Origin of the sequence: Sphaerotilus montanus (genome assembly GCF_013410775.1) — a bacterium.
GTDB classification, from domain to species: domain Bacteria; phylum Pseudomonadota; class Gammaproteobacteria; order Burkholderiales; family Burkholderiaceae_C; genus Sphaerotilus; species Sphaerotilus montanus.
In genome coordinates, this window is record NZ_JACCFH010000001.1 from 284,660 (window position 1) to 303,038 (window position 18,379).

The window sequence follows — 18,379 nt, forward strand, 5'->3', positions numbered from 1 at the left end:
CGGCGCGTCAGGCTGCGGCACTGGCGTCGGCCTCGGCCGCTGCGGTCTGCGCGGGCTCGAACAGCGTGCAGCGGTTGCGCCCCGAGCGCTTGGACAAGTAGAGCGCCTGGTCCGCCTGGTCGATGAGCTGCTCCAGCGAGAGCCTCGGCGAGCGCGTCACCGCCACCCCGAAGCTGGAGGTGATGCTGAGCCGGGGCTCGTAGTCGATGCCGTCGCCGGCCGTGTCCTGCACCAGCTTGCGCAGCCGCTCGGCGAAGACGGCCGCCTGCGCCTCGTCGCTGCCGGGCAGCATCACGCAGAACTCTTCCCCGCCATAGCGGCAGGCCAGTCCGGTCTCGGCAGCCGCCCCGTTGTAGATGACCGCCACGGCCTTGATCACCTCGTCGCCGATGGCATGGCCATAGCGGTCATTGAACGACTTGAAGTGGTCGATGTCGCACATGATGACCGCCACCGGCTGCCCCAGCAGGTTGCACTGGTCCTTCTGGGTGCCGCCGGTTTCGAAGAACGCCCGGCGGTTGAGGCAGTCGGTCATGGGATCGCGGGTGGCCAGACGGAACAGCTCGGCGTTCTTCTTCTGGATCTCGTCGTTGGCGGACTGCAGCTGGCTGGTCGTCAGACGCAGGCTCTCGTTGCTGCGTTCGATGTGGGTCTGGTCGGAAATCACGACCAGACAGCCCACCGTCTGCTGCTTCTGCTCGATCGGACTGCAGCTCACCAGGGTCACCCGCAGTTCCTCCCCGAGGCGCAGCTTCATCGGCAGCCGGGAGCAAGGCGTATGGGTCTGCAACGCCAGGGTCCAGGGATAACCGACGCCCGGCTGCAGTTCCGCGCCATCGCGCAGCCAGCCGTGCTCTTCCAGCCGGCGGCCGATCTGGACACTGCGCTGACCGACCAGCACCCGGAAGGCCTCGTTGACCAGCACGACGCGGCCCTGCCCGTCCAGCATGATGACCGACTCGGACAGCGTGTTGTAGGCCTTGCTCACCCGCTCCGGCACCGCCGTGCTGGGATCGAGCTGGTGCAGCACCTTGCCCAGATACAGCCGCAGCAGCACCACCAGCCCCGCGAAGGTCAGCATCGGCCACAGCGCCTGGGGAATCAGCAGCATCTGCGGAAAGGACTCGGCGGCGATCGGCGCCCAGTGCAGCTCCAGCGCCCCCCATGGCTGCCCCTGCAGCATCACCGGCACACGGATGTGGGTGGATGTACTGCGGAAATCCGGCCGGACACGCGGTGGCGTGACCCCCGTCACCGCGACCGCCTCGCCAGCCGTGGAACGCAGCGCCATGCCGAGCAGCAGGCCCTCGTTGCGGCGCGCGCCATACAGCACCTGGTCCACGTCCTTCGGCCCCAGACGCGTCGCGACCAGCGCGATCTGGTCGGCCAGCAGCTGGCTGACCGCCTGGCGCCGATCGATCTCCATGCGCACCGGGCTGGGCACCAGCCCGAAGGCATAGTCCAGCCCCATGAGACACAGCACCACGAGCGCGGCGATGCCCACGGCAATGCGGGTGATCGTGTCGGGTGGCCAGGGAAATCGCATGCAGGCTCAGGTCCGTTGGTCAAGGATGTCTTCCGCCAGCTCTGCCAGCGATCCCGGAATATCGGTATCCAGCCACTCGACTTCAGTCCCCTCCGGCTGCTTCGGGGCGTTCACGCTCAACACGGGCAAGGGATCGAACTGCCGCCAGGGCGGCGACACGGCGATCAGGCTGGCCACCAGTCCGGTGGCGCGCGTGGCCCAGAACACGAGACCGACCGACAGCGCCATGCCGCCGACCCGCACCGTGCTGCCGCTGTCCCAGCGCAAGTCCGGTCCATCGTCCGACTCGCTCTGCTGACGGGCCGATTCGGTCGTTCCCCGGGAACGCTCATCGGTGGGCGTCCACTGGAGCAACGCCGAACGTTCCTGCACGAAGCCGCTCAGATCGATGGGTGCGTCCAGCATCACCAGCAGTTCGCCGGGCGGCAGTCGGGCCATGTCCGGCGCCATGCCGGAGGGGAACCCCACGCTGCCCCGACCACTCCCTGTGCGCTCGCCCGGCACAACCAGACCGACACCCGGAACGGACACGGTGGTCGCCCGCACCAGAACCGGTCCACGCACCGATCCAGCGTCGGAGGCAACCGCCGTTGCGGAGGCGTCGCTGTCGCGGTCGGTCGTGGTCAACCGACCGGCACCCCGTGTCGCGAACACGCCGTTTTCACCCCCGGCGATCTCGGACGTGATCCGATCGAGTCGGTCGACAGCCCCGGTGCCAGCCAGCGGCTCCTGGAGACCACCGCCAGCGGTCGAAGCCAGTTCGAGTCCGCTGCCCGGCGAAGGGAGCGACTCGAATCTCGGTGGCAATGCCTCCATGGAAGGCACCGGATCGGAAGACAGGTCCGGTTGCGGAGCCGACGCGGCCGGCTGCACCCGCACCTCCACCTGGCGTGGCCCGACCACCCAGTCGCCCTCCGACAAGGTCAGAGAGAAACCCGCGGTCGCCGTGCGGCCCGACTGCACGAACACGACCCGACCTGCCGTCACGTCCGCCTGCGTGAACCGGGTGATGGCGCTCCCAGGTGCGTCGACCCGCTCGAACACGCCTGAACGGACGTCGCTCACCGTATAGACCAGCCCGGCATCCGGGGTGTCCGGGTCGGTCGCCTGGAACATGCCGGCATCGAGCACCACCTGACCGCCCTGCGCCACCGCCAGCTGGCTGTTGACCAGCACCGGTGCCTCGTTGACGTTGGTGACCAGCAGCGTCAGCGCGCGGGTACCGACCAGCGTGCCGTCCGATACGCTCACGACCAGCTCGTAGGCGTTGTCGTGGTTGGCATCCTGTGGTGCCTCCTGGTCGGTCGTCAGCCTGAAGGTCAGCAGCCCGCTGGCCGGATCCAGTTCGAACAACGCGGCATCCGCGCCCCCGCTGATGCGGAACGTCAGTGCCTGCGTCGGCTGGTCGGCATCGGTCACGTCCAGAACGCCCGACCACGGCACCCCTTCCGGCACCGACACGGTCACTGCAGCCGCACCGCCGTCCGAGGTGAACCTCGGCGTGTTGTCATTGGTGCCCGTGACCGCCACGGCGACGGCCTGGATCGCTGTGAGGCTGCCATCGCTGACCTGCAATGTCACGTCGTAGAGGTTGTCAGCGTTGGCATCGCTCGGTGCTTCATGGTCTGGCGCGGTTTGGAAGCTCAGCGCGCCCGTCGCCGCGTCGATCGTGAACCGGGCTGCGTCCGCGCCGCCGGTGATGCTGTAGGTGAGCGTCTGCGCGGGCAGGTCACCATCGGTCGCCGTCACCGTCATCACCGCGGTCGTGTTCTCGGCCACGCCAAAGGCGCTACCCGAGGTAATGGCTGGCGTGTTGTCGTTGACGGCAGTGACCGTCACTGCGATGGCCTGGGTCGCCGTGAGGCTGCTGTCGCTGACCTGCACCGTCACGTCGTAGCTGTTGTCGGCGTTGGCGTCACTCGGTGCTTCGTGGTCTGGCGCGGTTTGGAAGCTCAGCGCGCCCGTCGCCGCGTCGATCGTGAACCGGGCTGCGTCCGCGCCGCCGGTGATGCTGTAGGTGAGCGTCTGCGACGGCAGGTCACCATCGGTCGCCGTCACCGTTGTCACCGCGGTCGTGTTTTCGGCCACGCCACAGGCGCTACCCGAGGTGATGGCTGGCGTGTTGTCGTTGACGGCAGTGACCGTCACTGCGATGGCCTGGGTTGCTGTGAGGCTGCTGTCGCTGACCTGCACCGTCACGTCGTACACGTTGTCGGCGTTCGCGTCGCTCGGTGCTTCATGGTCCGGCGCAGCCTGGAAGCTCAGCACGCCGGTGGCCGCGTCGATCGTGAACCGGGCCGCGTCCGCGCCGCCGGTGATGCTGTAGGTGAGCGTCTGCGCGGGCAGGTCACCATCGGTCGCCGTCACCATCGTCACCGCGGTCGTGTTCTCGGCCATGCTGAAGGCGCCACCCGAAGTGATGACTGGCGTGTTGTCGTTGGCATCCGTCACGGTCACCGCGATGGCCTGACTGGCGGTCAGGCTGCCGTCGCTGACTTGCACCGTCACGTCGTAGACGTTGTCGGCGTTCGCGTCGCTCGGTACTTCGTGGTCTGCCGCGGTTTGGAAGCTCAGCGCGCCCGTCGCCGCGTCGATCGTGAACCGGGCCGCATCCGCTCCACCGGTGATGCTGTACGCCAGCGTCTGTGCGGGCAGATCGGCGTCGCTCGCCATCACCGTCGTCACCGTGGTCGTGTTCTCCGCCACGCTGAATGCGCTACCCGAGGTGATGGCCGGCGTGTTGTCGTTGATCGCCGTGACCGTCACCGCGATCGCCTGCGAGGCGGTCAGGCTGCCGTCGCTGACCTGCACCGTCACGTCGTACACGTTGTCGGCGTTCGCGTCGCTCGGCACCTCGTGGTCCGGTGCCGTCAGGAAACTCAGCGCGCCGGTGGCAGCGTCGATCGTGAATCGAGAAGCGTCCGCGCCGCTCGTGATGCTGAAAGTCAGCGTCTGCGCTGGCAGATCGGCGTCGCTGGCTGTCACCGTCGTCACGGCCGTCGCGTTCTCGGCCATGTTGACAGCGCTGCCCGAGGTGATGGCCGGCGTGTTGTCGTTGACGCCCGTGACCGTCACCGCGATCGCCTGCGAAGCGGTCAGGCCTCCGTCGCTGACCTGCACCGTCACGTCGTACACGTTGTCGGCGTTCGCGTCGCTCGGTGCTTCGTGGTCCGGCGCAGCCTGGAAGCTCAGCGCACCCGTGGCCGCGTCTATCGTGAACCGGGCCGCGTCCGCGCCGCCGGTGATGCTGTAGGTGAGCGTCTGCGCGGGCAGGTCACCATCGGTCGCCGTCACCGTTGTCACCGCGGTCGTGTTTTCGGCCACGCCAAAGGCGCTACCCGAGGTGATGGCTGGCGTGTTGTCGTTGACGGCAGTGACCGTCACTGCGATGGCCTGGGTCGCCGTGAGGCTGCTGTCGCTGACCTGCACCGTCACGTCGTAGACGTTGTCGGCGTTCGCATCGCTCGGTGCTTCGTGATCTGGCGCGGCGATGAAGCTCAGCGCGCCGGTAGCCGCGTCGATCGTGAACCGGGCGGCGTCCGCCCCACCGGTGATGCTGTACGCCAGCGTCTGTGCGGGCAGATCGGCGTCGCTCGCCATCACCGTCGTCACCGCCGTCGTGTTCTCCGCCACGCTAAATGCGCTACCCGAGGTGATGGCCGGCGTGTTGTCGTTGATCGCCGTGACCGTCACCGCGATCGCCTGCGAGGCGGTCAGGCTGCCGTCGCTGACCTGCACCGTCACGTCGTACACGTTGTCGGCGTTCGCGTCGCTCGGTGCTTCATGGTCCGGCGCAGCCTGGAAGCTCAGCGCACCCGTGGCCGCGTCTATCGTGAACCGGGCCGCGTCCGCGCCGCCGGTGATGCTGTAGGTGAGCGTCTGCGCGGGCAGGTCACCATCGGTCGCCGTCACCGTTGTCACCGCGGTCGAGTTCTCGGCCACGCTAAAGGCGCTACCCGAGGTGATGGCTGGCGTGCTGTCGTTGACCGCCGTGACCGTCACCGCGATCGCCTGCGAGGCGGTCAGGCTGCCGTCGCTGACCTGCACCGTCACGTCGTAGACGTTGTCGGCGTTGGCATCGCTCGGGGCTTCGTGGTCGGGCGCCACAGCAAACTGCAGCACGCCCGTGGCGCTGTCGATCGTGAACCGCGCGGCGTCCGCACCGCCCGTGATGCTGTAGCTCAGCGTCTGCACAGGCAGATCCACGTCGGTCGCCACCACCGTCGTCACTGCAGTCGTGTTCTCCGCCACGCTACGGACTGCGAGGGCACCGCCACCATCGCTGGTGATGCTCGGGGCATCGTTGGTGGCCGTGACCGACACGGTGCGGGCCACGGTGAGGCTGTCAGCGTAGGCATCGCGCACGGTGAACGTGACCGTCCGGGGCTGTGTGCTCGGGCTGTCGCTGGTGTTGTCGTAGGTGACGCTGCGCAGGGCCGTCTGGTAGTGCGCCAGACTGGCCGTGCCGCTCAACGTCAGGTTGCCGGCCGAGGCGTCCCAGGTGCCAGTGATGCCATTCTGGTTGACGAAGCCCAGCACGTCCTCGCCGCTGGCGTGGTGGGTGGTGATCTGCACCACGGCCATGCTCAGCGTGGCGCTGTCGGCGTCGTTCAGCGTCAGTCCGGGATCGACCACGGTGGCGCCGGCTCCTTCGACATGGCTGGCACTGCCGCCCGACACGCTGACGACCGGGGCCTGGGGCGCGGTGAACTCGATCGTCAGGGTGGGCCGCAGGCTGGCGTCGGCGTGTTCGGAGGAGGCGAAGCTCCAGGTGTCGGCGCTGCTGGACACCAGCGCCCAGCCGTGATTCGGGGCCGTCCCGTCCAGCCATGCCTGCACGGTGGCCGCCGACACGGCGATGTTGTTCCAGCCGAGCTGTCCGGCGCTGAACGAGGTCTCCACCGAGGCCGCCGCCTCGCTCGCGTCGGTCTGCACGCCATTGACCAGCGAGGCGTGGGTCGAGGATTCGCTCCAGCCCACGAGCATGCGGCGCAGCTCGATGAAGTCGGCAGCATCCCGCTCCAGCACATGGATCGACAGCGTCGCCGAGGAGATCGTGGCGCCGAGGGGCACCTGACCTGTGCCGCTGCCAAAGAGGTTGTCGAACCGGATCAGCCCCGTAGACAGCGGAGAACCATCGTCGCTGCGCACGAGGTTGGCGGTGCCGTAGGCGGATGTGGGCGTGCTGTCCTGGACGTAGGTGTCCTGGGTGCCGGTGTAGCCCGCCTCCCCTTCGCGGAACCGGAGTCCCCCGACGATGACCTGGACCGAGCCGGCAGCCGTCGCCGGTCCGCCACTGCCCGCATTGCCAAGGTCATCGAGCAGGACGCTCACGGTGGCTGCACCGACATGGCCGCCCGCCGGAGCAAAGACGAGCCCGTCCAGCGCCGCCTGCAGCGCCGCCACCGAGCCGCTGAACACGAGACTGGCATCGGCCGTGCCGTCGCCCGTGGAGAAGGTCAGCCCGGCCGTGCTGGCCAGGGTCAGCGTCCCGTGGGCAGTGCCGAGGGTGAGCTGCAGCGAGGCGCCCCCGGCGTCGACATCCGACAGCGTCAGGCGGTTGCCGTTGGCAGCAGACAGCGTGAGCGGTGTGCCGGCCGCGGTGGTCTGCAATCCGGGCAGGCTCAGCACGGGCGCATCGTTCACCGCCGAGACATCGAAGGTGAATGTCGCCGGTGTCGGATCGGTATCGATGCCGCCGTTGGCCACACCACCGGCGTCGATCACCGCGAAGGTGAAGCTGGCCAGACCGGCGCCACTGGCATCCGCCGGCGGCTGGTAGCGCAACTGGCCCAGATCCACCACGGCGACGGTCTGGCCCGCCGTCACCGGCACACCCGCCCACGTCAGCACCCCGGTGTTCGGCAGCGTCGTGAACTGCACCGCCTGCAAGGCGTGTCCCTCTGGGTCCGTCAGACCGAAATCGGCGGCCGAGAACACGTAGACGCTGTCTTCGGCCAAGGTCACCGTCCGGTCGATGCCGGCGGGAGCGTCGTTGGTCGGCGTGAGGGTGATGGTGGTGGCGCCCGTGGCGGTGCGCGCGCCGCCTGTGCCCTGGGCGCCCGTGTTGCCATCGCGGAAGGACCACGCGATCTGCACGCTCGCTGGCGGCGTGTCGCTGGTGTTCCAGTAGACGATGTGCTGCAGCAGCGCATTGACACGGGCATTCGTCGCGCCCGCACCGAACGTGACGACCAGCTCGCCACCCGTGAAGGTGTAGCTGCCCACCAGCACGCCGTTGACCCGCACGTCCGCGCCGCTGGTGGTGACGACGGCACCGTCGAAGGCCAGCGCATCCTCGGCGTTGGCGCCCCCTTGGCGGGACAGCGTGAGCGTGGCGCCGCTGAAGTTGTCGGCCGCGGTCAGCTCGGCGTCGGCCAAGGTCACGTCCGCGTCGAGCACGACCGCCGCGCCGCCCTCCGTGAAGACCGGCGCGCCATTCAAGCCACCGAACACCGGCGCGTCGTTCACCGCCACCACCGCCATGGTCACCACTATCGGCGCGCTGGTGCCCCCACTGCCGTCACTGACCGTCAGCGACAGGGTGCGCGTGCTGGTGCTGGGCGCGTCGCTGGTGTCGCGGTAGGTGATGTTGCGCAGCAGCGCCTGCACTGCCGTGGTCGTGGCGTTGCCGTTGAAGTTCAGCACCAGCGGGGTGCTGCCGTTGCCGAAGCCGGTGTGGCTGCCGATGACGACACCCTCGTACGTCACGTCGTTCCCCGACAGGCCGATCTGGCCGGCGCCCGTGCCCTGGTGGCGGATGCCCAACTCGTCGGTGGCGCTGCCGTTGGCGCTGACCTGGTAGGTCAGGTTGCCGCCGGTGAGCACCGGGGTGTCGCTGTCGGTGAACGTGGCGCTCGCATCGAACAGGACGCCGGCGTTTTCGGTGTAGCTGCTGCTGGAGCCGGACAGGGTGATCACTGGGGCCTGGTTCGAAACTGCCGCTGGCACGTTCATCGAGAACTCCGAGGTCGCGCCATAGCTGCTGGCCCCTGTCTTGACCGTGGCGGTGGCGCTGACGCGGTCCCCGGCGGCGGGCGCCACGCCGGTCAGCGTCACATCCAGCGCCGCGTGGCCCGCACCGTCCGTGGTGACTTCGGTGTAGCCGAGGTAGACGGCACCTTCGCCGTACCCGGTCGGGTCTTCGCTGCCCAGCGGACTGGAGAAGAACTCGATGCGCAGCGTCGTGCCCGCCGTGGTGTTGACCTCGCCGCGCACCCGCACATCGGCCCCCTGCAGGTCGGCCGTGTAGAGCATCGGCGTGTTCTGCAGCGCGTTGGCGCCGGTGTCGGCGTCGCCGGCGTCATTGGCGGTGAGGCCGTCCATCCCGAGGTCGATGGCCAGCCCGGTGTTGCCCACGAAGGTGTTGCCGAGAATGGCCACCCCGGTGACATTGGATTCCACCATCACCCCGGCCTCGCCGGACCAGGACTGGTTGTAGGCGATCAGGTTGCCGGCACCGGTGACGGTGCCACCGATGGTGTGGTTGCTGGTGCCCATGCCCAGCCAGATGCCGCCCGCACCATTGCCCAGCGCGGCCGTGCCCGTCGCGTCGGTGCCGATGAAGTTGCCCTGCACCAGCGTGCCAGTGGTGCCTGCGCCAAAGATCTCGATGCCCTGGCGGTCGTTGCCGGAAATGATGTTGCGTTCTGCGCTGGCCGTGCCGCCGATGCGGTTGCCGCTGCCGCTGGCGAGGTGGATGCCGTCCTGCCAGTTGCCACGGTCCAGGGTGCCGGTGGCGTCCGTGCCGATGTAGTTGCCGATGATGGCGTTGTTCGACCCCACCACCGCCACCCCGCCGTTGCCATTGCCGGACAGGACGTTGCGCGCCAGCGCGGTCGTGCCGCCCACGGTATTGCCCGAGGAATAGACGAGGACTCCGCCGAGGACGTTGGCCGCCGCGGTGCTGCCATCGGCGCCGAGACCGACGAGGTTGCCTTCGATCGTGTTGCCGTCCGAGTCCGACTGGATCAGCAGACCGTATTGCCCGAAATCCACCACGCTGAACCCGCGCACCGTGCTGCCACCCGAACCCGCGGCGAGCACCAGGCCCGACGCATTCAGCCCGTTGCCGTCCAGCACGATCGCGGCACGGCTGGCGTTCGCGGCGAAGCTGTCGTCGGTGCTGGCGTCCAGCACGACTGCCTCCGTGACCGTCGGCAACGCCGAACTGACCGTGATCGTGTGGACCCCGGTGCCGGTGATGGCGAAGGTGATGCGGTCGGCGCTCGCGCCGTTGGCGGTGTTGTTGGCCGCCAGGATCGCCTCGCGCAGGCTGATGCCATCGCCGCCATCGTTGGCGACCAGGTTGGCGATGGACGTGACCGTCCCGTTGCCCGCGTCGCTGGTCGTGGTGACCACGATGGCGCCCACGTGCAGGTTCAGCGTGTCGCTGTCGGTCAGCGTGCCGCCGCTGCCGCTGTTGCCCAGGTCGCTCGTCTGCAGCGTCAGCGTCGCCAGGCCGCGGTATCCACTGGTCGGCGTGAAGGTGACGCCGCTGCCCAGCGCAGTGTTGATGGCGCTCACCGTGCCCGTGTAGGTGAAGCTGGCGGTGCCAGGGCTGCCTGCGGCGAGTGTCAGACCCGCGGTGGTGGCCAGGCTGAGCGTGCCCTGCGTGGCCGTCAGCGTGAACTGCACCGGGCCGCCGGCGGCGTCCACGTCGCTGATCTGCAGCGCGTTGCCGTTGGCAGTGGAGAAGGTCTTCGCGGTATCCAGCGCCGTGTACGCGTTGGCTGGCAGCGCATTCACCGGCGCGTCATTGGCACCATTGATGGTCACCGTCGTGCTGCCAGTGGCCTGCAGCGCCCCGCCGCTGCCCTGCGCCCCCGTGTTGCCGTCGTCGAAGCGCCAGTCGATCTGCACGCTCGCCGGCGGAGCGTCACTGGTGTTCCAGTAGACAATGTTCTGCATCAGCGTGTTCACGCGCGCCTGGGTCGCGTTGGCGCCGAAGCTGACCACCAGGTCGCCACCCGTGAAGCTGTACGTGCCCACCTGCACGCCGCCGACGAAGACATCGGCACCACTGGTGGTGACGTTCAGGCCATCGAAGGCCAGCGCGTCCTGCGTGTTCACCCCGCCGCTGCGCGCGAGTGCCAGCGTGGCACCGCTGAAGTCATCGGCCGCCGACAGCTCCGCGTCCGCGACCGTCACCGACGGCGCCAGCACGACACTGCCGCCACCCTCCATGTGCGACACGGTGTTGCCGAGGCTGGACAGCACCGCAGCGTCGTTCACCCCGGCCACCAGGATGTCACGCGTGGCCACGTTGCTGGAGCCGACGCCATCGCTGACCGTGAAGCTCACCGTGCGCGTGGCGGTGGACGGGACGTCGCTGCCGTTGGCACAGGTGATCGAACGCAGCGCCGTCTGGTAGTTGGCGACGGTGGCGCTGCCGCTGAGCGTGAGCACGCCAGTACCCGCATTCCAGCTGCCGGTGATGCCGTTCTGGTCGGTGAAGGCCAGCACGTCCTGGCCGCTGGCGAAATTGGCCGAGAGGCTGACGGTGGCGCTGGCCAGGTTGGCGTTGTCGACGTCGCTGACGGTCAGCCCCGGGTCGACCACGGTGGCGGACTGGTTCTCGGTGCAGGCCAGTGCACTGCCGGTGGTGGTGACCACCGGCGCATCGTTGACGGCCGTGACGTTCAGGGACGCGTTGTCCGTGGTGGCGGAAAACGCGGTGCTGCCACCATTGGTGGTGGTGCTGACCTTGGTGCCAGCGCTGCCGCTGGTCTGGTCCCAGGCCTTGAAGTCGAAGGTCGCCGTCTCGCCGTTGAAGCCGTCGGGCAGGTAGCGCACCTGGCTTGCCGCGCCCAGCAGCAGCGCGCTGGTCGAACTCACCGCGCCGAAGCTGACCCAGGTGCTGCCGTCGGTGGAGTATTGCCAGGTACCGTTGCCGGCCTTGGACGTGACCGCGATCCCCTGGAGCGCGCCGCTGTCGGCATCTGCCCACGAGGCCGAGGTCAGGATGCTGCTGACCAACGTGCCGGACGATGCCATGTCTTCGCTGGTCGCCGCCAGCGTCGCCGTGGCGCCGTTCGTGATCGTCGGCGCATCGTTGGCATTCGTCACCGTCACCGCGATGACCTGGGTATCGCTCAGATAGCCGTCGGTCACCTGCACCGTCACGTCGTAGATGTTGTTGGCACCACTGTCGGTGGGCGACTCGAAGTCCGGCGCCACCAGGAAGCTGAGCACGCCGGTCGAGCTGTCGATCGTGAACCGGGCTGCGTCCGCACCACCGCTGAGGCTGTAGCTGAGCGCGTCGCCTTCGGCGTCGGTGGCCGTCACCGTGGTGACCGTGGTCGCAATTTCCGCCACGCTCACTGCCGCCGTCGCGCCCGCACCGTTGCTGCTGATCACTGGCGCAGTGTTGGTGGCCGGGTTGGTGCCGTTGTATTCGAATGCACCGATGTCGACCGAGGCGTCGCGGTAGTAGCCGCGCTGATCCGTCACCGGCGCGCCGCTCGCCGCGCCGGCATTGATGGCCGGGCTGCCCGCCAGCAAGGCCAGCGTCAGCGTCGGCCCACCATTGCTGGCCAGGGTGCCCAGCAGCGGGTCGACGTCCTGCTGGTCGCTGCCGACCCAGCCGCTGCTGCCGGTGGTGTTGCCGATGATGTTGTTGCCCAGACTCGCCATCGCGCCGCTGATGTCCGGGTTCGGCGTGGTGCCCGTGCCGGTGTTGCCGGCGACGATGCTGTTCAGCAGGTTGACCGTGACGCTGCCGGCCGCCCTGTAGATGCCGCCGCCCGTGCTGGCGGTGTTGCCGGCGATGGTGGCGTTCACCAGGCTGGCGGTCTTGCCGATGTACACGCCGCCGCCCTGGCCGCTGCTGGAATTGCCGCTGATCGTCGTGTTGATCAAGGTCAGGTTGGCGCTGGTGCCGCTGCTCCAGATGCCCGCGCCTTGATTGCTGCCGGTATTGGCAGCGATGGTCGAATTGCTGATCACCAGGGCGCTGTTGTTGTAGATGCCCGCGCCGCTGGTGCCCGAGTTGCCGGACACGGTGACGTTGTTGATGAACGTCGTGCCGGCCAGATACAGGCCACTGCCGGTGGTGCCCGAGGTGTTGTTGGCGACCACGCTGTTCCACAGCGTCAGAGACGTGCTGCCGTTCGCGAGGATGCCGCTGCCATGGCTGACGCTGCCGCCCGTCACGGTGATGCCGCTGAGGTAGGCCGAGGTGCCGCTCCCCCACACGTCGAACACACGGTCGCCGAGACCCGCGGCATCGACAATGGTGGACGACGCCCCGGCGCCGACCAAGGTCAGGCTCTGCAGGATGTCGAGGTCGCCGGTCGAGGCGAGGTCTTCGCTGGCGCCTGTGCGCGTGAGCGTGTAGGTGCCCGCCGGCACGAAGACCGTATCGTGCCCCGCGGTATTGTTGGTGGCGATGATGGCCTCGCGCAGCGAGATCTTGCTGTCCGCCCCCTTGCTGGACAGCAGGCTGGCCACCGAGGTGGTGGTGCCGTCCACCACGTCGTTCATGGTGTCGACGATCAGCGCGCCGGTGGCGCTGGCGTTGGCCGAGAATTCCGATGTGGACCCGTAGGTGCCATTCGCATTCATCACCGTGGCCGTGGCGGAGATGAACTGGCCCGCGGGCACGGCCTTGCTGAAGCTGACGACGAACCTGCTGTCGCCGCTGCCGTCGGTGAACACCGTGGCGTAGCCCAGGTAGGTCTGCCCCTCGCCATAGCCGCTGCCATCGCCCGCTGCATTGGCGAAGAACTCCAGCCGCAGCGAGGTGTAAGCGGTGCTGTTGATCGTGCCGGCGATGGCAACCCGGCTGCCGTCGGTGCCCGCGGCGCTGAGCACCGGGAAGTTCTGCAGGTTGTTGGGTCCGGTGTCGGCATCGACCGCATCGTTGAGCGTCACGCCGTTGTTGCCCAGGTCGATGCCCAGGCCGGCGCTGTTGTAGACCGTGTTGCCCAGGAAGGCGTTGTCGGTGCTCGTGGCGCCAAGGACACCGATGCCGGTCAGGAAGCTGCCGCCCTGCCCCGCATTGACCACCGTGTTGCCCGCACCCGCCGCGGCGCCGCCCACCAGGCTGTGGTTGGCCCCGTTCTCCAGCAGGATGCCGATCTGCCCCGTGCCCCAGTTGGCGCTGCCGGCCAGATCGGTGCCGATGCGGTTGCCCTGGATCACGGTGCCGCTGGAGTCGCCCTTGACGAAGATGCCCCCCAGGACCGGCGAGGCGATCCAGTTGCCTTCGCTGGCGCCGGTGCCACCCACCAGGACGTTGTCGGCGCCGCCAAAGATGTGGATGCCATGTCCACCATTGCCGAGTGCGCCGGTGCCAGCCGCGTTCACCCCGATCCAGTTGCCGCGCACCACGTTGCCATCGCTGGTTTCACCGTCGATGTGCACGCCGGTGCCATCGTTGCCGCTGATGACGTTGTGCTGGACCGCGCTGCTGCCGCCGATCGTGTTGGCATTGGCGCCGTTCTGGATCAGCACCCCATCGACCACATTGCCCCGGTCCAGCAGGCCGGTCGCATCGGTGCCGATGTAGTTGCCCGCCACGGTGTTGCCCGTGACCTCGGCATCTTCCAGCGCGACACCGTTGTAGTTGGCCGAGATGACGTTGCGCTCGCCCGCGTCGTTGCTGCCGTCGGCGTTGGTGCCGATCAGGTTGCCGGTGACGGCGCTGGCGGTGCCGCCGTTGTAGAGGTAGACCCCCGCGCCCGTGTTGCTCACTGCCGTGGTGCCGTCTGCACCGAGCCCGATCAGGTTGCCCTGCACCCGGTTGTTGCTGACCCCGTTGGCCACCAGCACCCCGGTCTCGTTACCGGAGATGACGTTGCCGGCGCCCGTCAGGCCGGAACCGACCTGGTTGCCGGAGGCGCCGTCCCAGAACGAGACCCCGCCCTGCGAATTGCCCAGGGCCACCAGACCGGTCACGTCGGTGCCGATGTAATTGCCCTGCACCACGTTGTTCGAGGTGCCGCTGCCGATCAGTTCCACGCCATACCAGTTGTTGCCGGAGATGACATTGCGCTCGGCCGTGTCGCTGGAGCCATCGGCATTGGTGCCGATGCGGTTGCCGCTGGCACCACCCACGATCACCACGCCACTGAGGCCGCTGGTATGCGCCGTGCCATTCAGGTCGGCGGTGCCGGTGCTGTCGGTGCCGATGTAGTTGCCGATCACGACGTTGCCGGTCGCCGCGACCAGGTTGATCATGATGCCCGTGCGGCCGTTGCCCGAAATCACGTTGCGCTGGCCAGCCTGGATGCCGCCTACCGTGTTGCCGGCCGATTCGATCAGGATGCCGTCAACGTCGTTGCGCAGCGCGGCATCCCCAGCGGCGGTGGTGCCGACATAGTTGCCCTGGATCTGGTTGCCGGTCGCCCCGCCACCGAGCCAGATGCCCATGCCACTGTTGCCTGCGATGACGTTGCGGTCCGCTGCAGTCGAGCCGCCGATGACGTTGTTGTTCGCGTTCCAGACGTTCACGCCCTGCTGGTTGCCGCGGCCGGTCACGCCATCGGTGCCGACGCCGATCCAGTTGCCCGCGACCGTGTTGCCGTTGCTGCCCGAGATGTCGATGGCATCCTGCGTGAAGCGCTGGAAGTCCAGTCCGCGCACGGTGCTGCCGCCCGAGCCGGTGTAGAGCCGCAGTCCGTCCTGCACCACGCCACCGCCGTCCAGCACGATGGCTGGCTGGTCGCCCCGCACCGCAAAGCTGTCGTCGCTGGTGCCATCGATCACCACCGCCTGGCTGATCGTGGGCAGCAGCGAGGCCAGCGCGATCGTGTGCGCATCGAAGCCGTTGATGCCGAAGACGATCTTGTCGGGCGTGGCACCGTTGGCGGTGTTGTTGGCCGCCGTGATCGCCTCGCGCAGCGAGATGCGCTGGTCGCCGCCGCGGCTGTTGCCCAGGGCAGTGATCGAGGTCGTGTTGCCGTCGATCGTGTCGGCGGTGGTGTCGACGACCACCACACCGCTCGCCGTCGCCACCACGTTCATCGCGAATTCGGACGTCGCGCCGTACACGCCGCCGCCCAGGTCCACCGTGGCGGTGGCCGTCACGCGGTCGCCGTTGTTCACCCAGGCGTCGGTCAGCGTGATAGTGAAGGACACCGTGCCCAGCACACCCGACGATACCGTCGTGTAGCCGAGGTAGCGTTCACCTTCACCGTAGCCGGTGCCATCCTCGCCACCCAGGTGGTTGGCGTAGAAATCGATGCGGTAGGTGCCGAGGATATTCGTCGTGAGCGAGCCGGCGATCGTCGTCCCGGCTGGCGATGACGCCGCGCTGGTGAGCACGGGGAAGTTCTGCAGGTTGTTGGCGCCGGTATCGCCATCACCGATGAAATCGTTCGCCGTGACGCCGTTGTCGGCGCCGAGGTCGAGGCCGGTTTCACTGTTGGCGGTGATCGCGTTGCCAAAGATGGCGTTGGACGTCCCGGACGCCGTGTTGACCAGCACACCGTCGCCCGTGTTGTTGGCGATCAGGTTGCCCGCTCCCGGCGCGGCGCCGCCGATGACCGAATCGGTGGTGCTGCCCGTCATGCGAATGCCGTCCTGGCCATTGCCACGCGCGGCTCCCGCATTGGCATCGGTGCCGATGTAGTTACCGAGAACCTGCGCACCCGATGCCCCGGAGATGGCAATGCCGGCCAGCGTGTTTGAAGCGATCACGTTGCGACCGGCGGTCACGACCGCTCCGATGACCGAGTCCGTCGACTGGAGCAGGCTGACCCCCTCGCGGGCATTGCCCAGCGCAGCGGATCCGTTCGCCGACAGACCGATGTAGTTGCCCTGCACCGTGTTGCCGACCGAGGTCGATCCGTCGATGGCGATGCCAGCGAAGTTGTTGCCGGACACCACATTGCGGGCACCGGCGACCAATCCACCGATGGTGTTGCCACTGGCGCCGCTGTCGATCTGGATGCCGTCCTCGCTGTTGCCGATGGCGACCAGACCCGAGATGGACGTGCCGACGTAGTTCCCCGACACGGTGTTGCCGTTCGCGCTCGCCCCGGAGATGTTGATGCCCACCGTGGTGTTGCCGGACACCACGTTGCGCGCAGCCGCGACCGTGCCCCCGATGGTGTTGGATGCACCAAGCACGTAGAGGCCGACGCCTGAATTGGCGAGTCTCCCGGTGCCTGCCGCGTTCAGGCCGACGATGTTGCCAGCCACGACGTTGCTGGTGGCAGTGCTGCCCAGCGTGATGCCCGTTCCGTTACCGCCCACCAGGTTGCCCGCGCCGGCCACGCTGCCACCAATCGTCACTCCGCTGACACCATTGACAAAGACACCGTGCGAGGCATTGCCCACGTCTGCCGAACCGGCAGCATTGGTACCGATGTAATTGCCCTGCACCACCGTGCCGGCGGACCCGGCGCCGACGATGTTGACGCCGATGTTGCTGTTGCCGGAAATGACGTTGCGGTCAGCCGCCGTGGTGCCACCGATCTGGGTATCTGCCGCATTGACGACGTTCACCCCGATGACGTTGACGAGCGAGACATTGCCGTTGGCATCCGTTCCGATGTAGTTGCCAGCGACCGTGACACCCGTGCTGTCCGCGATGGCGATGCCCTGGGCCGTGAACGAATGCACCACCAGGCCGCGCACGACACTGAGGTCGCTGCCCGCCCGCAGATCCAGGCCGGTCTCGATCACGTGCCCACCGTGCAGCGCGATCCCTGGCGCGCCACCGCTGGTGCCATCGATCGTCACCCTGTCCGTGATCGGCGGCAGGGGGCTGGCGATGTTGATGGTGCCGAAGGCGCTGAAGGTGATGGCATCGGCCCCACCATTCGCGTTGGCATTGGTAATGGCCTGCCGGAGCGACCCTGCGCCGGAGTCGTTCAGGTTGGTGACGGTGTAGGTGGTCAGCGTCCCCTGCCATTCGGCCTGGGTCGCGGCGTCGAAGGCGACGGCGTGGTCGATCTGGCCGGTCCGTGCTTCCAGCGTCCAGTCACCGCCCGCTGCGGCCGAGCCAGTCAGGTCGTCGCTCGCGGCCACGTCGGCGCCCGTCAGGTCGCTCAACTGGTGGACAAAGGCTGCGCCCGTGAGGCCCTGCCCCACATCACAGCCGTAGACCAGCAGATCCGCGTCCGCGGTGAGCGCCTGTCGCCAGCCGGCCACCTCCTCGGCCCGCGCCGCGAGCACTGACGCATCGACCGTGGTCGTGCCCAGGCGCAGCAGGCCGGCGTCGCCGTGGCTGACCAGATGCACCGCCGAGAGATCCGTCCGCGTCGACAGCAACGCGGTGATCTGCGCCAGCCCGTCACGCGCCGGGTCGGTCACGACCACCTCGATCTGGCAGGATGCCGTGGCCTGGGACCACCACATCATCGCCAGCTGCGACGCCCCGTCGATGCCGCCGTCGATCACCACCAGCTCGTGCCGGACTTCGGCCTGCCAGCGCTCGGACGCGCTGGCGTCGATCCCGCTCCCGCTCAGAGACGCTGCGGCGGCCGGCGCGGACACTGCCGCGGCCGCAGGCTCGGCATCGAAGGGCGAAGCGCCCAGCCAGCGCTGGCCCTGCGCGTCGGTCCAGGGCAGCACTTCGACCGCGCCGTTCAGCCCGCTCATCTGTGCCCGACCGTCCGCATCGCCGTCGATCAGCAGCACCGAAGGGGACGCTGCGTCACCGTCCCGCGCCTGCCGGTCGGCGAGCGTGAGGTCCCAGTCCTCGACCCGGCGATCGACCACCAGCCAGTGCGTGGCGGCGGGGGCGGCCGGCGCCGCCTGCGCCGTGTCCACGCTGCGCACATCGGCCACCGGCACGCCGCCCAGCAGCAGCGCCGCGTCGGCGGAATAGAGGATGCGGGCTTCGAGTTCCTCGATGCCGGTGCGGTGGGCGGCCGTCATGGC

The 18,379-nt window shown here is 68.4% G+C and carries 2 protein-coding genes; both read right to left on the minus strand.

Annotated features, from left to right (window positions below; translation table 11 throughout):
- Positions 1-7 precede the first annotated feature (7 nt).
- Positions 8-1,546, minus strand: a complete 1,539-nt coding sequence (locus tag BDD16_RS01295) for a GGDEF domain-containing protein (protein WP_179632261.1) — start codon at positions 1,544-1,546, stop codon at positions 8-10.
- A gap of 6 nt (positions 1,547-1,552) precedes the next feature.
- On the minus strand, positions 1,553-18,376 hold the full coding sequence (locus tag BDD16_RS01300) for a cadherin domain-containing protein (protein WP_179632262.1): 16,824 nt from the start codon (positions 18,374-18,376) through the stop codon (positions 1,553-1,555).
- Positions 18,377-18,379: the final 3 nt, after the last annotated feature.

Coding starts and splice junctions, on each gene's coding strand:
- BDD16_RS01295 (WP_179632261.1), bottom strand. CDS start 1,546: ATGCGATTTCCCTGGCCACCCGACACGATCACCCGCATTGCCGTGGGC.
- BDD16_RS01300 (WP_179632262.1), bottom strand. CDS start 18,376: ATGACGGCCGCCCACCGCACCGGCATCGAGGAACTCGAAGCCCGCATC.